The sequence below is a fragment of the Marinovum sp. 2_MG-2023 genome (assembly GCF_030548265.1).
Classification (GTDB): Bacteria; Pseudomonadota; Alphaproteobacteria; order Rhodobacterales; family Rhodobacteraceae; genus Marinovum.
Genome location: NZ_JAUOSD010000015.1, coordinates 80,897 through 100,456, shown reverse-complemented (window position 1 = coordinate 100,456; position 19,560 = coordinate 80,897). Strand labels below are relative to the sequence as shown.

Sequence of the window (19,560 nt, the reverse complement as noted above, 5' to 3'; positions counted from 1 at the left end):
CATGCATCCTGCTTATTCGGTCATCCTGTTCACCACCGCCTCTGGCGCGGGATACGGGCTGTTGTTCTGGCTTTCACTGGCGCATGTCACCGGGCGGTTTCCCCTGTCCGGCTGGGATTTCTTTGCGGCCATGGCCCTTGCGCTGACGTTGATCACCGTCGGCCTGCTCAGTTCCACCTTCCACCTTGGCCGCCCGGAACGGGCCTGGCGCGCCCTGTCCCAATGGCGCAGCTCCTGGCTCTCCCGCGAAGGTGTGGCAGCCATTGCCACCTATGGCCCCGCCGGGCTGTTGGCGCTGCTGTCGCTCTTTGGGGTGCAAAGCTGGCTGTCCTTGCCGCTGGCACTGTTGGCGGCGCTGGGCGCGACGGCAACGGTATGGTGCACCGGTATGATCTACGCCTCTCTGCGCACCATTCCGCAATGGCATCTGCCACTGGTGCCGGTGATCTATCTGGTGCTCGCCGCCACTTCCGGCGCGGTGCTTCTTGCCATGATCCTCACATTTTCCGGCGGCACGACCGGTATGGCCTGCACGATCGCAACATTCTGCCTTGGCCTCAGCGCGGCGCTCAAAACCCGGTATTGGCAGAAGATTGATGCGACACCGGACAGCTATACGGCCGATATGGCGCTGGGGATCAAAGGCGTGAAACGCCAGCTGGACCCGCCACATACCAAACCCAACTTCGTGATGCGCGAAATGGGATTTCAGGTGGCGCGAAAACACGCGAATGACCTGCGCAGAATGGTTCTGATCTGGGCCTTTGCCGTGCCCGGTCTGATCCTGGCCTTCGTGGCACTGACCGGCGGGCTTGCGCCTGTGCTCATGCCGATTGCCGTGCTGGCTGTCGGGGTGGGTCTGGTGGTCGAACGCTGGCTGTTCTTCGCCGAGGCCCGGCATGTCTCCATGCTGTACTACGGCCAGAAAAGCGCCTGATACCTAGGGCCCTGACACCTCGGGGCCCAAACACCTAAGAACACGGGGGGTAATTCCCCCCCCGCACCCGCTGCTTCTTCTGTTCAAAAATATCCCGGGGGAATCGCCATTCATGGCGATGGGGGCTGGCCCCCTCCTGTCGGCAGGCGCAGGCCTGACGACACCCCCGGCACAGGTTCACACCACCTTGTGGATCACCCGTTGCCCTGGGGGCGTGGCGCTGACAACAGGATCAAAGACCCGGTCACGGCTGACAGCAGTGACGCAATCAAAATGGCCAGTTTCACCCCGCCCAAGGCCGGCTCGACAAAGGCCGCGGAGGCAATGAAGATCGACATGGTGAACCCGACGCCGCACAGCGACGCCGCCCCGAACAATTGCCGCCAACTGACATCCGACGACAGCCGCGCAATGCCGGTCTTGACCCCGATCCAGACAAACAGACAGATCCCCAACGGTTTGCCGATGAACAGCCCGACAATCACCCCCAAAACTTCGGGGGCGACAAAGGACAATCCGGCCGCCAATGCGATCCCGGTGTTGAAAAAGGCAAACAGCGGCAAGATCAGGAAGTTCGACCAGCCCTCCAGCCGATGTTGCAGGTGAAATCCCGGTTCGCGCAACCGGTCGACCGCATTGGCCAGCCGGGCCATCGCCGGCGCACCAATCTCGCCTTTGTCCAACTCGCGGGCAATCACATCGCCCGCATGAAGGGCCACGCCTTCGATATTGGCACTGGGCCGTGACGGGATCAGCGCGGCGGTCAAAACCCCGGCCAATGTGGCGTGCAGACCGCTTTGCAGGATGAAATACCACAGCAGCACCCCAAGCAGCACATAGGGCAGTCGCGCATAAACCCGCGACAGGTTCAGCACCGCCATCACCGCCAAAATGCCCAGCGCAAACAACAGGGCGTCAAAATGAAACCCATGGCCATAAAACAGCGCAATCACCACAATCGCGCCAAGGTCGTCGGCAATCGCCAGCGCCGACACAAACACCTTCAGCGATGTGGGCACCCGGCTGCCCAGAAGCGCCAGAATCCCCAGGGTAAAGGCGATATCTGTCGCCATCGGAATGCCCCAGCCATGTGCGGTTTCGGGGTTGCCCCAGTTCAAACCGACATAAAGCAAGGCCGGCACCATCATACCGCCCAGAGCGCCCAGAACCGGCAGGATCGCCTTGTCCCGGGAACTTAGCTCACCATTGACGATTTCGCGTTTGATCTCGATCCCGACAAGCAGAAAAAACAACGCCATCAGCCCGTCATTGATCCAATGCGCCAGCCCCAGCGTCAGGTTCCAATCGCCAAAAATCAGACCGAATTCGGTATGAAGCAGATGTTCGTACCACGCGCCAAAGCCGACGTTGACGACAACAAGTGCCGCCACTGTCGCCAGCACCAACACAAGCCCGGCAGATGCCGCCCAGTGAAAGAAATCCTGACTGGCCAGATGCATCCGCAACCCCAGCGGCTTGGACACAGCCTCAAAGATGCTGGTTTCGTCCCAGGCGCCCTCATAGGCCCGCCCGTCGATGAAAATCGCCGGCGTTTGCACCACGCCGGACCCTTCAAAGGACTGCTGACTGCGGGCCAGCACCGCTTCGGTACGCTCAGACGTCAGATCGGCGGCAAAGGCGTCGGGATCAAGCCCCATCGTCCTGGCCAATGCCGTGACCCGTTCCACCGTGATGTCATCCTCGGGCGCACAGAACAGCGCCTCATGCATCTCGGCAAGCTGGTCCTGCCAAAAGGCCGAAATCGCCGCACGTGCGGCGACATCGGTGCTGTTCCCGGCCTTTTCCGGCGGACAGAACCGCAAGGCCAGACAGGTTTTCTGCGCCCCGAGCAGGTCAGATGCCCGAAGCAGAATATCGCGGACCCGCCGTGCCCGTCGATTGGCGTAATCGACGAATTGCACGATCTGAACCCGACCACCGGAGTTGGCCAGAATGATATCTTGCTCGGGATCGAGCGCCAGATGTAACGTACCGGACATGCGCGACGCCCCCTTTTGGTTGTGGTTGCTTCGGCCTCAGGCAGCGGCGGTTTTGGCCGCCAATGCCTTTTGCACGCCGCGTTTGAAGAAGATGTAGTAAAGCACCGGCGCCGCGATCAATGTCAGGACCGAAGCAAAGGCCAACCCGCCCATGATGGTTGCCGCCATGGATTGGAAAAACGCATCCGACAGCAAGGGGATCATGCCCAGGATTGTCGTCGCCGCCGCCAGGAAGACCGGCCGCAAACGCGAGGTTGACGCCGTCACAATCGCCTCTTCCAAAGGCATGTCCGGGTTTGCCTCGCGTGTCAGGTCGATCTCTTCCACCAGCACGATGCCGTTTTTGATCAACATCCCCGACAGCGACAAAAGCCCCAGCAGCGCGGTAAATGTGAACGGCAAGCCCGTGCCAAGCAGCGCCAGGCTGACGCCGTTCACCGACATCGGCACCAGCAGCCAGATGATGATTGGCTGGCGCAATGCGTTGAACAACAGCACCGAAATCAACACCATGATGAGCAGGCTCAGCGGCAATTGTTTGCCAAGTGACGCCTGCGCGTCGCTCGAGCTTTCCAATTCGCCGCCCCATTCCATCTTGTAGCCATCCGGGATCACCATTTCTTCGATGGTGGCCGTCACGGCGGTCTGCACCTCGGCCGCGGTCACACCGCGCGGCACATCGGCCCCGACGGTGATCACATTGGCCCGGTCGCGGCGATGCAAAAGCGTGTCCTGCGCTTCGAACACAAAGCCATCGGTCACCTGTGCCATCGGCACAAACCCACCGGCGCTGTCCGAATAGATCACGTAATCTATCAGAGACATGCTGCCATCCTGACGTGCGCGGATGACAATCGGGATCTGGCGGTCCCCTTCGCGGAAGGCGCCTGATGCCATGCCTTCGGTGGCAAATTGCAGGGTTGTGGTGATGTCGGACCGGCTGACACCGGCCTCTTGTGCACGGTCGCCGGCATAGATCGGACGCAACACCATTTCCTTTTCGCGCCAATCCACGCGGGGGGTCACAATGTTGTCCGATGCCGCCACCAACCGCGCGCGGGCTTCATCGGCCAGATCACGCAGCACTTCTGGATCACGGCCCGAGAACCGCACCTCGATCGGGGCACCGCCGCCGGGACCAAAGGCCAGACGTTTGACCCGGAACTCGCCCTGCGGCACAGCCTGAAGGGCAAAATCCTCCAGCGCATTCATTTCCTCTTCGATCACGTCGAGCGAGGTAACGCGCACAATCAAATGGCCATAAGCCGGATTGGGATCTTCGCTTTCATAGGTCAGCATGAAACGCGATGCCCCCTGACCAGAATACGAGGTCACGGTCTCGACCTCTTCGCGCGCGACAAGCCATTCCTCCATCACCTGCAAATCGGCCGAGGTCTGGTGGATCGCCGTGCCCTGGGGCAGCTTGTAATGCACAAAGTACAGCGGCGTGTTGCTGTCGGGGAAGAACTGTTGCTTCACCTGACCAAACAGCGCGAAACACACAACGGTGCTGCCAATCAGCAAAGCCACCACCAGCCAACGCATGCGCAGGCCAAGGTGCAGAACCCCGGCATAGGCCCGGAACATCAATCCGTCATAGCCATCGCCGGCATCACCGGTGCCCCGGCGAAAGAAATAATGCCCAAGCAACGGCGTGACCGTGATTGCCAGAACCCAGGACAGGATCAACGAAATTCCGATCACAGCGAAAAGGGAAAACAGGAATTCTCCGGTCGCATCCGGGCTCAACCCGATGCCGGCAAAGGCCATGATGCCAATCACCGTCGCCCCCAGAAGCGGCACCTGGGTCTTGCTGGCCACGTCTTTTGCCGCATCACGAGAGGATTGACCGCCGCGCATTGCGATCTGCATGCCTTCGGCAACCACAATGGCGTTGTCAACCAACATCCCCATCGCAATGATCAGCGCGCCAAGGGAAATCCGCTCCATCTCGATCGACCAGATCGCCATGAAAAACACCGTGCCCACCACCGTGAGCAACAGGGTCACACCAACGACCACCGCCGCGCGCCAGCCCATGAACACCGCCAGAACGACGATCACGATGCTGACCGACATGGCCAGGTTCACCAGAAACGCGTTCGAGGCCTCATCCACAACGCGATGCTGCTGATAGACCGGGGCAACATCGACCCCAAGCGGGATGGAATCCTGCAATTCGGCCAGTTTGGCCTCAACCGCATTGCCGACCTCGACAATGTTTTCGGTGCCAATGCCCGCCACCCCAAGGGTGAAGGCATCCATGCCATTGTGGCGAATGATCTGATCCGGTGTGGTTTCGCGCGCCCGATAGACATCCGCGAAATCCGACAGGTTGATCACCTGACCGCCAATTCCGACCGACAGCGCAGCAATCGCTGACACGCTATCCGAACCTTCGGGGCGCTGGATCAATGTCCGGCCTTCGGTGTTTTCGATCGCGCCGCCATCGACGATTTCATCAGAACTAGCGATTGCGCTTTGCATGACGGCCGGGGAAATTCCCAAGGATGTGCTGAGCGCGAGGTCGGGTTCCACATAGATGATTTCGTTTGGCACACCGGCGGTCACCACATCGGCGACACCATCCACCGACAGGACCTCTCGGCGCAGGAATTCCGCCAGATCGTTAATTTCGGAATCGGAAAAACCGGGGGCGGTCACCGCGTAATAGATGCCATACACATCGCCAAAGCTGTCATTGACGAAGGGCGCGGTGGCCCCGGCTGGCAGCGGCGCTTCGGCCACGCGATTGCGCAATTTGGTCCAGATGCCCGGCAATTCGGTGCCGTCATAATGGTCCTGCATCGTCACCGTGATCCAGGACAGGCCCGGCTGGTTCATGGTTTCGATTTCCTTGACCTCGCCCATCTTCTGAATTTCGGATTCAATGGGTTCAGAGACCTCAGAGGCGACCTCTTCGGCAGAGGAGCCGGGGTATTGGGTGACCACAACGGCCACTTTGATGGTAAAGGCCGGGTCTTCGAGACGGCCAAGCGAATTGAACCCCCAGATGCCACCGAACAGGCAGATCAAAATCAGGATCCAGGTGTACAGCGGGCGGGCGATGGATTGACGGGCAATGTCCATTTGGGCGGTCCTAGTTCTTGAAACCGGTGAACCGGCGGACTTCGTCGCCGTCGTTCAGGCTTGCGCCGCCAACGGCGACAATCTCTTGACCGACTTCCAGCCCTGCGGTCACTTCGACCTTGCCATTTTCGGTGGCGGCAATTTCAATATCGGTCAGCGCGACGGTGCCGGAGTCTGCCCCGTTCGGGGTGAACACCATGGCGCGCGCGCCACCGTCATTTGCCAACACCACCGCAGAAGACGGAATTTCGATCCGTTGACTTCCGGTGCTGAGCGATGCGGTCACCTTGGCGGATGAGCCGGGCAAAACCGTCAGATCCGTCGGCGGCTCCATCCCGAGGGTGATGGAATAGGTTTGGCCAAGCGAGGCGGTTTCGGCGTTGTATTCACGGAACTCCACCGGATAAGGTTTTGACCCTGCTGGAAATTCTGCAAACATTTCGATGTCTGGATCCGTGCCTGCCTGTTGAAACAATGTCTCTGGCACGTTGATCTCTATCCGCAGGTCCGACATGTCATGCAAACGCACAACCGGGGCGCCCGCGCCGACCGTTGAATAATTGGCGACCAACCGGCCCGCCACGAGCGAGACAAACGGCGCGTAAAGCGTGGCATTTTCCAAAGCGCGTTCGGCATTTCGCACCGCGATCCGGGCCAGTTCGACCTGGGTTTCGGCATCTTGCAGCGTGGTTTGGCTGACGGTGTCGCCCGCCAGTTTTTGATACCGCTCATAGGTGCGGTTCGCCTGATCGCTTTGGGCGCGGGCTTCTTCCAGAGCCAATTCAAAAGGCTCTTGATCAAGACGGGCCACCAATCCGCCAAGCGGCACGGTCGCGCCTTCGTCCAGCGGGAAATCAACCACCTGGCCGCCGACCTGAAACGCCAGATCCACGGTTTCGCGTGCCACCACATGGCCAAAGAACACCCGACGCACATCCGCATCGCTGTTGGTCACTTCGACCAGTTTTACAAAAGGAGATTGCGCAAGGCTGGTCTGTGGCGCCAAGGCCGCCAGAAACAGAAATACCTTTAAGGCCGCCATGCTGCGGCGTCCTGCCTTGTCACTATTCATTTTGTAATTCCTTTTGAACGCATCGCGATCTGCGCAGTCGTTGTTTTGGTAACCCGGGGCAAAATCAAAGACCAGGTCGGTATGAGACGCTGACCTAATGGCTCCACCCCCGTCTGTCTTGACATTTAAGGACAAAAAATTGTCATTTGGGGACATGAGCAATGTGATCCGGGCCGCGGCCCTGCGAGGATATGACAAGGTCATGAGTGACCTGGGGTTTGAGGCCACCACATTGCTGGTGCAATCCGGTCTTGGCGCGGATGCTCTTGTGGATGAGGACGCCCTGCTGCCGATCATTGCGGTCTGTCGGCTTCTGGAAATGAGCAGCGACATCGCCGGTTGTCCCGATCTGGGGCTGCGGATTGCCCGCCATCAGGATTTTGGTGTTTTGGGGGTGCTGGGGCTGGCGCTGCAAAATGCCAGCACGCCAAAACAGGCGAGCAGCATCGTCGCTCGTTTCATGTTCATCCAAGGCTCGGCCCTGCGGTTCCGGGTCGAAACCCCCAGCCCAATCGACCCAGAGGCCATTGCCATTGTGCTGGACCTGGATGTGCCTGTCGGCGTGCCGCACCGACAGGCCACGGAATTGTTGCTGGGCATGGGGTTTCAACTGGGGCGGTTGCGGTCGGCCCATCGCACGCACATCAAATCGGTCTCGCTGCCGCATTCGGTTGGCCCAAACCTTGCCAAACACCGCAGCTTCTTTGGTGTGCCGGTGCATGAGAATCAACCGATGGCCGCGATGCATATCTGGGCCAGCGACTGGAACCGGCCGGTGCCGGACGGCAACCCAAGGCTGCACAGACTGGTCGAGGATTATCTGACAAAGACTTTCCCCACCCCGACAACCAATCTGACTGAAAAAGTGGAAATGGTCCTGCGCCCCTTGATTGGCACGCCGCAGGCCAATCGCGAAGATGTTGCCCGCATGCTGGTGCTGCATCCCCGCACGCTGCACCGGCGATTGCGTGAGGAAAACACCAGCTTTCAGCAGATCAAGGACGACATTCGCCGCGATATGGCCGCACGCTATCTGACCAATACCGATGTAACCTTGGATCAATTGACCACGCTTCTTGGATTTCCCGAACAATCCGCGCTGTCGCGTGCCTGTCGAAAGTGGTTTTCCATGCCGCCGGGGGCGATGCGCCGCAACAGGTCACCAGCCGCCGGGAACACGATTTCGTGATCATCAGGCCAACAGGCACAACCTGCGCACCAAAAGCCAACCACATCCCGTCGCGTCACCCTGTCATATTTTTGGCATCATGGTTGCGCAGCAAACTCTCTCAGGTAGAGTTAAGTATGACTCGCAATTATCTTGTCGTGCGACACAGTCGCCCCAAGATACCCGGACCAGACCGGGACCACCAAAACCGACCTACTGAGGATAGCAAGGAAAACTTCCGATGGATCGGGCGCTTTCAAACATATTCCGATGCCAATTTGCCGGGTCTCCGGAACGGTTCCACCCAACAACACCCGCCCGCAAAAGGGCCCAGAAAACTTAAAACCACAGGGAAAATGACATGACGTTCATGAAACACACCTTGGCCGCGCTGGCCGGCACAACGATGCTGACAAGTTTCGCCTTTGCTGCGGACGTGCCCGAAGGAACCAAACTGGCCGAAGACCAGACCTATACCTATCGCACATTGGACGAATTCGATTCGCTTGATCCGCAACTTCTGGAAGGTGTGGACAGCTCCGGTCTGGCGCGGGATCTGTTCGAAGGTCTGTATAACCTTGGCCCTGATGGTGCGACGGTTCCCGGTGTGGCCACCCATCACGAAGTATCCGACGACAATCTGGTCTATACCTTCCATCTGCGTGACAATGCCAAATGGTCGGACGGCAAACCCGTCACCGCCGGTGATTTTGTCTATGGCTGGAAACGCGCGGTCGATCCGGCAAATGCATCGCCCTATGCCTGGTATATGGAGCTGATGTCGCTGGCCAATGCCTCGGCTATCATTGCGGGCGAAGCGGATTTTGACACATTGGGCGTCAAGGCGCTGGATGATCACACGCTTGAGGTGACATTGTCGCAACCCCTGCCCTATTTTGCCGATATGGTCGCCCATGCGACGACATTCCCGGCCCCCAAATGGGCAATTGACGCACATGGCAAGGAATGGACACGCCCCGGCAACATGGTCGGCAATGGCGCCTATGTGCTGACCGAACATGTGGTCAAGGAACGCGCAGTGCGCGAGCGCAACCCGATGTATTGGGATGATGCAAACACCGTGATCGAAAAAGTCGTGTCGCTGGTCATCAATGACGAAGCTTCGGGCCTGACCCGTTATCGCGCCGGCGAAGTCGACAAAACCGACATTCCCGCAGGCCAGTATCCTGCGTTGAAAGAAGAGCTGCCAAATGAGGCATGGGCCCTGCCGCGCCTGTGCAACTATTACTTCAGCTTCAATCTGCGCAATGGCCCCGAGGCGTTTCAGGACATCCGCGTCCGCAAGGCGCTGGCGCTGGCCATTGATCGCGATGTGATTGTCGATCAGGTGCTGAAAGGCGGCCAATACCCGGCCTATAACTTTACCCATGTTGCCACCGCCGGGTTCGAGACCCCGGAAATCGACTATGCCAACATGGCGCAGGCCGATCGCGATGCGATGGCGGTCGAATTGTTGGCCGAGGCTGGATATGGCAAGGGCGGCGAACCGCTGGAATTCAAATATCTCTACAACACTTCTGAATCGCACAAACAGGTCGCCATCGTGGCCACCCAGATGTGGAAACAGAAGCTGGGCGTGAATGTGTCGCTGGAAAATCAGGAATGGAAGGTGTTCCTGGAAAACCGTGGCAACCAGAACTTTGACATGGCGCGTGGCGCATGGTGTGGCGATTATAACGAGGCCTCGACCTTCCTTGATCTGCTGAGCACAAGTTCCGGCTATAACGACGCCAAATATTCCAACGCGCGTGTGGATGAATTGCTGGCCGAGGCGAAATCCAGCCACAACACCACCCCGCTTTATACCGAGATCGAACAGATCGTTGCAGCCGATATGCCGGTGATCCCGGTCTATCACTATTCGACCAACATCCTGTTGAAGGACAATGTCGAAGGTTGGCCCATCGATAACGTGATGCAGAAATATTATTCCAAAGACCTCTACAAGGTCGCTGAATAATCCGCATTCCTTTGCCAACCAAAGACCCTGCTGCCCGTCAAGGGGCGGCAGGGTTCGATAGGTAACCCATGCTAAAATATTCGCTGCGCCGCACCCTGGCGGTCGTGCCGACGATCCTTTTGTTGATTGTCGCGTGTTTCTTTTTGATGCGCCTGGCGCCGGGTGGCCCGTTCACATCCGAACGCCCCCTTCCGCCGGCGATCATGGCCAATGTGCTGGAACGATACGGGCTGGATCAGCCGTTGTACGTGCAGCTTTGGACCTATCTGAAAAACATCATTTTGCATTTCGATTTCGGCCCCAGTTTCGCGCAGCGCGATCGTGACGTGAACGATCTGATCGCCTCGGGTTTTCCTGTCACGCTGACCTATGGTTTCTGGTCTGCGGTGTTCGTGCTGGTGATGGGCATTCCGCTTGGTCTGATTGCGGCGCTGCGCCATAACAGCACCTGGGATTACGTCATGACCGGGCTGGCGATTTTCAGCCAGATTTTCCCGAATTTCGTCCTTGCCCCGATCATGGTGCTGACCTTCACGCTGGCGTTGGGGTGGCTGCCGGGGGGCGGCTGGAATGGCGGTCATTGGTCGTATGTCATCATGCCGGCGGTGGCGCTGGGCACGTCCTATCTGGCCAATGTAGCCCGGATCACCCGGTCATCGCTGCTCGAAGTCATGAGCGCGCCCTATATCCGCACCGCCCGCGCCAAGGGGTTGCCGGAGCGGACAATCCTGATCCGCCACGCATTGAAACCGACGCTTTTGCCGGTCATTGCCTATATGTCGCCGGTGTTCGTCTACATGATCACCGGATCGGTCTTTATCGACGTGTTCTTTTCGACCGGTGGCATCGGACAGAAGTTCATTGATGCCGCTTACACCCGCGACTATTCCGTGATCCTTGGGTTAGCTATCCTTTATAGCGTGCTGACTTTCATACTGAATTTATGTGTTGATCTGGCCTATGCGGTCATTGATCCCAAAGTGCGGAGTGGCATGAAATGATCGCGCCAAAAGCCATGAAAAGCGCAGAGTACCAGACCGCCGCCGCCGAAGAGATGATCAATAATCGCTCTTTCTGGTCCGATGCGCGCCGGCGGTTTTTCCGCAACCGCATGGCGGTGGTCGCGGTGGGGTTTCTGTGCTGCATTGCCCTGTTTGCCATCTTTGGCGGGTTATTCGCGCGCTACAGTATCGAGGAAATTGACTGGTCGTTGCTTGGCAAAGTCAACGAAGAAGGCGGGCCGAGCCTGTCCAATGGCCATTGGTTTGGGGTCGATGAGTTGGGCCGTGATCTTTATGCGCGGGTGGTTCAGGGCACGCGGGTGTCGTTGATGGTCGGCTTTATCGCCGGGGTTGTCGCGGTGATGATCGGCTCTTTCTTTGGCGCGCTTGCCGGGTATTACGGCGGGCGAACAGATCAGATCATCATGGGCGCCTATAACATCACCCTGTCGATCCCCTACATCATCTTTTTCGTGGTCTGGCAGGCGTTCTTTGGCCGGTCGGTGTCGCAGATGATCATTGTCATGGTGATCATCAACTGGCCTGCGGGGCTGTTGATCACGCGCGGTCAGGTGATGACCTTGAAAAACCGTGAATTTGTGGATGCGGCCCGCATGTTGGGCCTGTCGGATGCCAAGATCATCCTGCGCCACATCATGCCGAACATGCTGTGGGTGATCGTGATCTATACCTCCATCACCATTCCCGACGCCATCATGATGGAAAGCCTTGTGTCCTTTCTGGGCGTTGGCATTCAGGAACCATCGACCAGCTGGGGCGCGTTGATTTCCGAAGGCGCCCGCACCATGACCTATGGCGCGTTATGGCAATTGCTGTTCCCGGCGGCCTTTTTCGCGGTCAATCAGATTTCACTCTATTATATCGGTGATGGCTTGCGGGATGCGCTGGATCCGAAGGAACGCTCATGACGCTATTATCCGTAGAAAACCTGTCGATCGGGTTCCACACGCCGGATGGATTTGTGCGCGCGGTGAATGATGTGTCCTTCGACATCGCGGCGGGTGAAACCGTGGCGCTTGTCGGGGAATCCGGGTCGGGCAAATCCCAGATCGCCCTGTCGATCCTTGGGCTCCTGGCCTCAAACGCCAAAGCATCCGGCAAGATCGCTTACGGCGGTCAGGATCTTCTGGCGCTGTCACAGCCGCAATTGAACAAGATCCGCGCCAAGGAAATCGCGATGATCTTTCAGGATCCGATGTCGTCGCTGAACCCCTACATGACGGTTGAACGTCAGTTGAACGAGAGTTTGGAACTGCATGAGGGTCTGAAGGGCGATGCCGCGCGCAAGCGTGTGTTGGCGGCGATGGATGCGGTGCAAATCCCGGATGCCAAAAACCGTCTGCGCGCCTATCCGCATGAGTTTTCCGGCGGGATGCGCCAGCGGATCGTGATTGCCATGGCGCTGTTGTGCAATCCGAAACTGATCCTTGCGGATGAGCCGACAACCGCGCTGGACGTGACCGTTCAGGCGCAGATCATGCGGCTTCTGGATGACATCCGCCGCGATATGGGGACCGCAATCCTTCTGATTACCCATGATCTGGGGGTTGTTGCCGGGACCTGCGAAAACACGCTGGTGCTGTATTCGGGCCGTGTGATGGAACGCGCCGACACCCGTGGGCTGTTTGCGGCGCCGGGCCATCCCTATACCCGCGGGCTGTTGCGGGCGGTGCCGAATGTGCATGACGAAGACGCCGACCTTGTGGCGATCCCCGGCCAGCCGCCCAACCAGATGCTGGCGCTGTCGGGCTGTCCGTTTGCCCCGCGCTGTGTGGATGTGGTGGAAGCCTGTCACAAAGGCGTGCCGGAACTGACCGGGGGCGCACGCCAACGCGCCTGTATCCGCCCGGTGGAGGATCTGACATGAGCCAGCACCCCCTTTTGTCGGTCCGCGATCTGGCGGTGGAATTCACCATGACCAATTCCGCCACCTGGCCGTGGCAAACCCCGGACAAGGTGAATGCGGTCAATGGTGTGTCCTTTGATCTTATGCCGGGCAAGACGCTGGGCATTGTCGGCGAATCCGGCTGCGGAAAATCCACCCTGATCCGGGCGATTGCCGGGTTGTCGCCACCGGTGCGTGGCACGGTCACGCTTGCTGGCAAAGCTGTCGATTACACCTCGCGGCAGGATGTGCTGGATTTGCGGCGCTCGGTTCAGATGATCTTTCAGGATCCGGTTGCCTCGCTCAACCCGCGCATGACGATCCACCAAACCGTAGAAGAGCCGATCCGCACCTTCTTTCCCGACCGGTCGGCCAAGGAACGCCGCCAGAACGTGCGCGAGCTTCTGGACCGGGTCGGGATCGCCGAACGCAGCGCCAACCGCTATCCGCATGAGTTTTCCGGCGGCCAATGCCAGCGGATCGGGATTGCCCGCGCGCTGGCGGCGGAACCGTCGCTGATCCTGTGTGATGAACCGGTGTCGGCGCTGGATGTGTCAATTCAGGCCCAGGTGATCAATCTGCTGCGCGATCTGCAACGCGAGATGGATCTGACGCTGATTTTTGTGGCGCATGACATCGGGATCGTGCGCCATATTTCGAATGATGTTCTGGTGATGTATCTGGGCGGGATGATGGAACATGGTCCCGCGCGCGATGTCGTTGGCGCACCGCACCATCCCTATACCAAGGCGCTGTTGTCGGCGGTGCCGGTGCCGGACCCGGATGTGCGCGTCATTCCGCAGATCCTGGAAGGCGATTTGCCCAGTCCGCTCAAACTTCCGTCGGGCTGTTTCTTTCAAAGCCGCTGCGTCATGGCCTCGTCCCAATGTGGCGCGGCCCGCCCGGAGATGCGCCGCATTGGTCCGTCTGATGTCGCCTGCATCAAGGTCGAGGCGGAATAGAAACGCCCGGAGCGACTTGCCATAGTGAGGCAAGTCGCAAGGGGGGCAATCCCCCTTCCCCTTTAGTGTGGGTCTATCGCCCCTGCTCGGCGCGCCATTTTGCAAATGCCTCCAGCGTGGCATCCTGAGTAGCGGGATAGAGCCCGATGATCCCGGCGCCGCCCTTGACCTGGCTCAGCACGAAATCCTCGAACACCGTCATTTCAACCGCCTCCAGCGCAACCTCCTCGGCCAGATGCGCCGGGATCACAATGACGCTATCATCATCGCCCACCACAATATCACCGGGAAACACCGGTGCGTCGCCACAGCCGATCGGCACATTGATATCAATCGCCTCGTTTGTGGTCAGATTGGTCGGGCTGGAGGGCCGGTTGTGATAGGTCGGCATGTCCAATTCGGCGATATTCATCGCATCACGAAATCCGCCATCGGTAACCACCCCCGCCACGCCGCGCATCATCAACCGGGTGACCAGAATGTCGCCGGCCGATGCCGCCGTGGCGCTTTTGCGGCTGTCCATCACCATCACATGCCCCGGCGGGCAGGTTTCGACCGCATGCCGCTGCGGATGTTCCGGATTGCGGAATTCCACCAGTTGGTTGCGATCTTCTCGGGCGGGCATGTAGCGAAGGGTAAAGGCCGGCCCGACCATATTGAACCCTTTGCGTCCCACGGGGCGCACATCCTGGATCACCTGATTGCGCAATCCGCGCTTGTACAGGGCTGTGGCCAATGTGGCAACGGACACCGTTTCAAGGCGCTCTCGCGTTTCGGTTGAAAACTCATACTCGGACATCGGCGTTCCTTTTTTATTGTCTGTTGTGGGTGTCAGCGACCCGTGTGGTCAGGCCGAAAGATTTGCTTTGTTGTGGCGGATCGAAGAATACAGGGACAGGCCAATCAAGCTGGCGCCAATCAACCCGGTGAATAGCTCTGGCACATGCCAAAGCGATTGTGCGTACATGATCATCGACAATGCCAGCACCGAATAAAATGCGCCATGCTCCAGATAACGGAATTCCGACAGGGTTTCGCGTTCGACCAGCATGATGGTCATGGAGCGGACATAAAACGCCCCAATTCCCAGCCCGATTGCAATCAGAAACAGATTCTGGGTCAGGGCAAATGCGCCAATCACGCCGTCGAAAGAGAAACTGGCATCCAGAATTTCCAGATACAGAAACGCGCCAAATCCCCCTTTGGCGGCCATGGTTTGCGCCTCTTTCTGCGAGTCGAGAATATGCGCCACCAGTTCCACCGCCAGAAAAGTCACCATGCCAAAGACGGCTGCGAAAAGAAATGTGGCGCTGTCTTCGTCGGGCAATGCGGCTGACAACAACAGCGCGGCAGTCAGAACAAAGGCAATTTCCAAGCCACGAATAGAGGCCCAGCTGCGCAGCCGGCATTCGATCAGCCGAATCCAATCCACCTCTTTCGATTGGTCAAAGAAAAAGGTCAGCGCCACCATCATCAGAAAGGTGCCGCCAAAGGCGGAAATCCCGATATGGGCCTCTTCCATGATATGGGCGTATTGCAATGGATCGGTGGCGGCCAGGATCATCGCGGACACCGGGCCGATCTTGGCTGCGATGGCCACAACCGCCAGCGGGAACACGATGCGCATGCCAAAGACGGCAATCACAATCCCCCAGGTCAGGAACCGATGTTGCCATTTTTCATCCATTGTTTTCAGGATGTTGGCATTGACGATGGCGTTATCGAAACTGAGCGAGATTTCCAGAACCGCCAGGATCGACCCAAGAAAGAAGAACGACAGCCCGCCGGCAAAGGTGCCGGTGGTGTGATAGCCCAGCCAAAAGGCCAGGGCCAAACCTATTGCGGTGAACAGAAATGGCCAGCGAAAGTAGGCGAGCGTTTTGGTCATTTGGCGGTCCTTGGTATCCGGTCAGTCTCGGGTGATGGGGGCCAGCTGGCAACAGTGGCAATGGTGGATGTCATGCGTCGACCCCGTGCAGCTGTCGTGCCGCCGCGCGTCTTTCTGCCTGAATATCGGGGTTCGGCGACAGGCTGGCGGCAATCAGATTGCGGGTGTATTCCTGTTGCGGGGCGTCAAATATCTGGGCAACCGGACCTTGTTCGACAATCTTGCCCGCCTGCATGACAATCACGCGATGGGCAAAATCCCGCACCAAAGGCAGATCATGGGCGATAAAGAGGTAACTTAACCCCAGTTCGTCCTGCAATCCGGTCAACAGCGACAGGACCTGCGCCTGGATCGAGACATCCAATGCGGAAACCGCTTCGTCACAGACAATCAGCTTTGGTTCCAACGCCAAGGCGCGGGCAATCGCAATCCGTTGACGCTGGCCGCCGGAAAACTGATGCGGGTAGCGATACATATGATCCGCCTTCAGCCCGACCTGTTCCAACAACGCACAGACCCGCGATTTCCACTGAGCCTTGTCGAGGATCTCGGGGTGGATCACAAAAGCCTCGGTAATGATGTCAAAGATCGACATGCGCGGGTTCAGGGATTGGGTCGGATCCTGAAACACCATCTGAATGTCGCGTCGCAGGTTGAACAGCTCTTTGTCATTCATGCTGACCAGATCACGCCCTTCGAACAGGGCGCTGCCGCTTGTGGCTTCTTCCAGACGCAAAACGGTTTTTGCCAACGTGGATTTCCCCGAACCGGATTCGCCGACAATGGCCACGGATTCCCCCGGCAACACCGTCAGGTTGGCAGCATCCAGCGCCACAAAAGACCCATAGTGTTTGGTCAGCCCCGTGATATCCAGGATCGGTTTGGTGGCGCTGTCCAGCGGCTCTGCCATTGCGCCATCGCCGGGGATCGCGGCAATCAGCTTTTTGGTATAGGGATGGGTCGGCCTGTGATAGACCTCGGCCGCGGTGCCGGTTTCCACGATCTGGCCCGCGTTCATCACCACAACGCGGTCCGCCACTTCGGCCACCACACCCAGATCATGGGTGATCAACAACAGCCCCATGCCGGTTTCCTGCTGCAACTCCTTGAGCAGCGCCAGGATCTGGGCCTGAACCGTGACGTCCAATGCGGTGGTCGGCTCATCCGCAATCAGAATGTCGGGTTTCAATGCCAGGGCCATGGCAATCATGATCCGCTGGCGCTGCCCGCCAGAGAATTGGTGCGGATAGGCATCCACCTTGGTGTCCGGCTCTGGAATGCCCACCCGCTGCATCAGGGAAATGGTGCGGCTGCGGGCCTCGGCCTTGTCGATGCCATGGGCGGTCATGGCCTCGGCAATTTGAAATCCCACGGTGTAGACCGGGTTCAAATGGCTGAGCGGATCCTGAAAGATCATCGCAATCCGATGGCCGTTCAGATTGCGCCGATCCTCGGATGACATCGTCAGCACGTCCCTGCCCTCGAACAGGATCTCGCCCTGGGTGATCTCCCCCGGTGGCATGTCGATCAAGTTCAGGATCGCCGAAGCCGACACAGATTTCCCCGACCCGGATTCCCCCAGAATGGCCAGCGTTTCGCCCCGGTCCAGATGCCAGCTGACATCGCGGACCGCATGCACCGTGCCATGCGAGGTGTGGAAATCCACCGACAGGTTTTTGACCGAAAGAAGACGATTATCCATTTTTCTTCCTCACATTTTCCAACCGCCAGCGTTGTGCCGGATCAAGCGCGGTGCGCATCCAATGCGACACAAGATTGAGCGACAGCGTGGTCAGGATGATCACCAGCCCCGGCCAGAACGACAGCCACCAGGCCGTTGTCAGATAGGGCCGCCCCTGCGCCACCATCAGCCCCCAGGTGATTTCAGGCGGCTGGATGCCGATGCCAAGAAACGAAAGCGAGGATTCCGCCAGCATGACAAAGGCAAAATCCAGCGTCGCAATGGTGATCAGCGTCGGAAACACCACCGGCAGGATGTGGCGGAAAATGATCCGCTTGGTCGACGCGCCCATGACGCGGGCGGCCTGAACAAACATCCGTTCGCGCACCTCAAGCGTTTCGGCGCGGGCGGTCCGCAGATAGACCGGAATGCGGGTGATCGCCAGAACCACCACCAGATTGAACACCGAACTTTCCAGCATGAACAACACGATCACGGCCAACAGAAGCGATGGAAACGACATGATGATATCGGCCAGCCGCATGATCACCTGGCTCCAGGTTCTGGTGGTGTAGCCCGCGATCAGGCCCAGCGCGGTGCCAATCGCCAGCGAAAAGAAAACAGCGCCCGCCGCGACAAAAATCGTGTTCTGTGACGCCACGACGATCCGCGCCAGCAAAGGCCGGCCCAGCGCATCACCGCCAAGCCAATAGACCCAGTTTTTCGAGAAATCGAACGGCGGCGCATTGCGGCCACGCAGGTTTTGTTTGGTTGCAACATCTTCCAGCAGCATCGGGCCGAAAGCGGCGCAGAACAGGATCAGAAGCAGAAAAATCACCGAGACAAAGGCGAATTTATCGGCCCAGAGCATCCGCAGGGTCTGAACCAGTGGATTGGGTGCGGCGGGAATGTCGGAAGACGAAAGGTCAGTCTGTGCCATGGGTCAATACCTGATGCGGGGATCGAGGATCGAATAAAGAATGTCGATCACAAGGTTCATGAGGAAGATCGCCAGTGCCGTGACCATGATCGCGGCCATGACAACGGTGAAGTCACGTTGCAGGATAGAGTCGATCATAAGCTTGCCAATTCCGGGAAAGCCGAAGATCGATTCAATCACAACCGCCCCGTTCAACAGCGCCGCCGCCTGGTCGCCAATCACCGTAATCACCGGCAAAAGCGCGTTGCGCAGCGCATGGACAAAGATGATTGGCCGGTTGCCAACCCCCTTGGCACGGGCGGTTTTGACATAGGCCGATCCCAACGCCGTGATCATCGAGCCACGAACGATCTGCAGGATAAGACCAAAGGGCCGGATGAACAGAACCGAAATCGGCATCACCCAATGCCAGACCGTGCCGGTGCCAGAGGTCGGAAACCACCCCAGATTGACCGAAAAGATCACAATGGCAACAATGGCAATCCAGAAATCCGGCGCGCTTGATCCGATCAATGAAAAGAACGTCGCAAGCCGGTCAAACACGCCGCCCACATGAAACGCCGCCAGCGACCCAAGGATGATGGCAAAAACCACCACCAACGACATGGTGATCACCGCCAGTTGCAGGGTCCAGGCAAATCCACGCAAGACCACATCAATCGCCGGTTCAGAGCGGCGAATTGAATCGCCGAAATCAAGCCGGACCAGATCCGCCATATAGCTGAGGAACTGAACGAACAGCGGGTCGTTCAAACCATGAATCTCGCGGAACTGATTTCGGCTTTCCTCTGACGCATCCAACGGCAGGTAAAGCCCGGTGGGATCGCCCGTAAGCCGGCTCAGGAAAAACACCAGCAACATCAAACCAACAAGAGAAATGGCACTCGCAACTGCGCGCCGTCCCAGGAACTTCATCATAGTGGCAGACCTTTGA

The 19,560-nt window shown here is 58.5% G+C and carries 15 protein-coding genes; 7 read left to right on the top strand and 8 right to left on the bottom strand.

What is annotated here, in order from left to right; genetic code table 11:
• Position 1 precedes the first annotated feature (1 nt).
• Positions 2-937 (top strand): DmsC/YnfH family molybdoenzyme membrane anchor subunit, encoded by a 936-nt coding sequence (locus Q4577_RS16535; protein WP_303467514.1) that lies wholly within the window; start codon positions 2-4, stop codon positions 935-937.
• 194 nt (positions 938-1,131) lie between these two features.
• Here the strand turns inward: Q4577_RS16535 and nhaA are convergent, their stop codons facing one another.
• From nhaA to Q4577_RS16520, 3 genes are read right to left on the bottom strand one after another with little or no spacing between them, the layout of a single operon-like run.
• Positions 1,132-2,937 carry a Na+/H+ antiporter NhaA gene (gene nhaA / locus Q4577_RS16530; RefSeq protein WP_303467515.1) on the bottom strand — a complete coding sequence of 602 codons (1,806 nt, stop codon included), beginning with the start codon at positions 2,935-2,937 and terminating at the stop codon, positions 1,132-1,134.
• Positions 2,938-2,973: 36 nt separating this feature from the next.
• Positions 2,974-6,027 (bottom strand): efflux RND transporter permease subunit, encoded by a 3,054-nt coding sequence (locus Q4577_RS16525; RefSeq protein WP_303467516.1) that lies wholly within the window; start codon positions 6,025-6,027, stop codon positions 2,974-2,976.
• A 10-nt stretch (positions 6,028-6,037) separates the two neighbouring features.
• Positions 6,038-7,099 carry an efflux RND transporter periplasmic adaptor subunit gene (locus Q4577_RS16520; RefSeq protein ID WP_303467517.1) on the bottom strand — a complete coding sequence of 354 codons (1,062 nt, stop codon included), beginning with the start codon at positions 7,097-7,099 and terminating at the stop codon, positions 6,038-6,040.
• A 154-nt stretch (positions 7,100-7,253) separates the two neighbouring features.
• Here Q4577_RS16520 and Q4577_RS16515 point away from each other — a divergent pair, with 154 nt between their 5' ends.
• The 6 genes from Q4577_RS16515 to Q4577_RS16490 all read left to right on the top strand — a co-directional run bounded on the left by Q4577_RS16515 (position 7,254) and on the right by Q4577_RS16490 (position 14,117).
• Positions 7,254-8,288, top strand: coding sequence for an AraC family transcriptional regulator (locus Q4577_RS16515; protein ID WP_303567633.1), 1,035 nt, complete (start codon positions 7,254-7,256; stop codon positions 8,286-8,288).
• A gap of 340 nt (positions 8,289-8,628) precedes the next feature.
• Positions 8,629-10,248, top strand: a complete 1,620-nt coding sequence (locus tag Q4577_RS16510) for a peptide ABC transporter substrate-binding protein (protein WP_303467519.1) — start codon at positions 8,629-8,631, stop codon at positions 10,246-10,248.
• Between the two features lie 68 nt (positions 10,249-10,316).
• A complete protein-coding gene (locus tag Q4577_RS16505; RefSeq protein WP_303467520.1) occupies positions 10,317-11,249 on the top strand; it encodes an ABC transporter permease subunit in 933 nt (310 codons plus the stop codon).
• Positions 11,246-12,178: an ABC transporter permease gene (locus Q4577_RS16500; protein ID WP_303467521.1), complete on the top strand. Its 933-nt coding sequence runs from the start codon at positions 11,246-11,248 to the stop codon at positions 12,176-12,178. The genes Q4577_RS16505 and Q4577_RS16500 overlap by 4 nt, the downstream gene beginning before the upstream one ends.
• Positions 12,175-13,137 carry an ABC transporter ATP-binding protein gene (locus tag Q4577_RS16495; protein WP_303467522.1) on the top strand — a complete coding sequence of 321 codons (963 nt, stop codon included), beginning with the start codon at positions 12,175-12,177 and terminating at the stop codon, positions 13,135-13,137. The genes Q4577_RS16500 and Q4577_RS16495 overlap by 4 nt, the downstream gene beginning before the upstream one ends.
• Positions 13,134-14,117, top strand: a complete 984-nt coding sequence (locus tag Q4577_RS16490) for an ABC transporter ATP-binding protein (RefSeq protein WP_303467523.1) — start codon at positions 13,134-13,136, stop codon at positions 14,115-14,117. Before Q4577_RS16495 ends, Q4577_RS16490 begins: the two co-directional genes overlap by 4 nt.
• A gap of 73 nt (positions 14,118-14,190) precedes the next feature.
• Here Q4577_RS16490 and Q4577_RS16485 read toward each other — a convergent pair whose 3' ends face one another.
• The 5 genes from Q4577_RS16485 to Q4577_RS16465 form a co-directional block, all read right to left on the bottom strand.
• A complete protein-coding gene (locus tag Q4577_RS16485) occupies positions 14,191-14,916 on the bottom strand; it encodes a ribonuclease activity regulator RraA (RefSeq protein ID WP_303467524.1) in 726 nt (241 codons plus the stop codon).
• 48 nt (positions 14,917-14,964) lie between these two features.
• Complete coding sequence (locus Q4577_RS16480) at positions 14,965-16,005, bottom strand: DUF475 domain-containing protein (RefSeq protein ID WP_303467525.1); 1,041 nt, start codon at positions 16,003-16,005, stop codon at positions 14,965-14,967.
• A gap of 70 nt (positions 16,006-16,075) precedes the next feature.
• Entirely contained in the window at positions 16,076-17,707 is a 1,632-nt protein-coding gene (locus Q4577_RS16475) for an ABC transporter ATP-binding protein (RefSeq protein ID WP_303467526.1), read from the bottom strand.
• On the bottom strand, positions 17,700-18,626 hold the full coding sequence (locus Q4577_RS16470; protein ID WP_303467527.1) for an ABC transporter permease: 927 nt from the start codon (positions 18,624-18,626) through the stop codon (positions 17,700-17,702). The genes Q4577_RS16475 and Q4577_RS16470 overlap by 8 nt, the downstream gene beginning before the upstream one ends.
• A 3-nt stretch (positions 18,627-18,629) precedes the next feature.
• Positions 18,630-19,544 carry an ABC transporter permease gene (locus Q4577_RS16465; RefSeq protein WP_303467528.1) on the bottom strand — a complete coding sequence of 305 codons (915 nt, stop codon included), beginning with the start codon at positions 19,542-19,544 and terminating at the stop codon, positions 18,630-18,632.
• Positions 19,545-19,560 lie beyond the last annotated feature (16 nt).

What these genes read in the sequence shown, in the direction of transcription:
- Q4577_RS16475 (WP_303467526.1), bottom strand. Translation starts at nt 17,707, where the DNA reads ATGGATAATCGTCTTCTTTCGGTCAAAAACCTGTCGGTGGATTTCCAC.
- Q4577_RS16470 (WP_303467527.1), bottom strand. Translation starts at nt 18,626, where the DNA reads ATGGCACAGACTGACCTTTCGTCTTCCGACATTCCCGCCGCACCCAAT.
- Q4577_RS16485 (WP_303467524.1), bottom strand. Translation starts at nt 14,916, where the DNA reads ATGTCCGAGTATGAGTTTTCAACCGAAACGCGAGAGCGCCTTGAAACG.
- Q4577_RS16510 (WP_303467519.1), top strand. Translation starts at nt 8,629, where the DNA reads ATGACGTTCATGAAACACACCTTGGCCGCGCTGGCCGGCACAACGATG.
- Q4577_RS16465 (WP_303467528.1), bottom strand. Translation starts at nt 19,544, where the DNA reads ATGATGAAGTTCCTGGGACGGCGCGCAGTTGCGAGTGCCATTTCTCTT.
- Q4577_RS16495 (WP_303467522.1), top strand. Translation starts at nt 12,175, where the DNA reads ATGACGCTATTATCCGTAGAAAACCTGTCGATCGGGTTCCACACGCCG.
- Q4577_RS16535 (WP_303467514.1), top strand. Translation starts at nt 2, where the DNA reads ATGCATCCTGCTTATTCGGTCATCCTGTTCACCACCGCCTCTGGCGCG.
- Q4577_RS16515 (WP_303567633.1), top strand. Translation starts at nt 7,254, where the DNA reads ATGAGCAATGTGATCCGGGCCGCGGCCCTGCGAGGATATGACAAGGTC.
- Q4577_RS16500 (WP_303467521.1), top strand. Translation starts at nt 11,246, where the DNA reads ATGATCGCGCCAAAAGCCATGAAAAGCGCAGAGTACCAGACCGCCGCC.
- nhaA (WP_303467515.1), bottom strand. Translation starts at nt 2,937, where the DNA reads ATGTCCGGTACGTTACATCTGGCGCTCGATCCCGAGCAAGATATCATT.
- Q4577_RS16505 (WP_303467520.1), top strand. Translation starts at nt 10,317, where the DNA reads ATGCTAAAATATTCGCTGCGCCGCACCCTGGCGGTCGTGCCGACGATC.
- Q4577_RS16490 (WP_303467523.1), top strand. Translation starts at nt 13,134, where the DNA reads ATGAGCCAGCACCCCCTTTTGTCGGTCCGCGATCTGGCGGTGGAATTC.
- Q4577_RS16480 (WP_303467525.1), bottom strand. Translation starts at nt 16,005, where the DNA reads ATGACCAAAACGCTCGCCTACTTTCGCTGGCCATTTCTGTTCACCGCA.
- Q4577_RS16520 (WP_303467517.1), bottom strand. Translation starts at nt 7,099, where the DNA reads ATGAATAGTGACAAGGCAGGACGCCGCAGCATGGCGGCCTTAAAGGTA.
- Q4577_RS16525 (WP_303467516.1), bottom strand. Translation starts at nt 6,027, where the DNA reads ATGGACATTGCCCGTCAATCCATCGCCCGCCCGCTGTACACCTGGATC.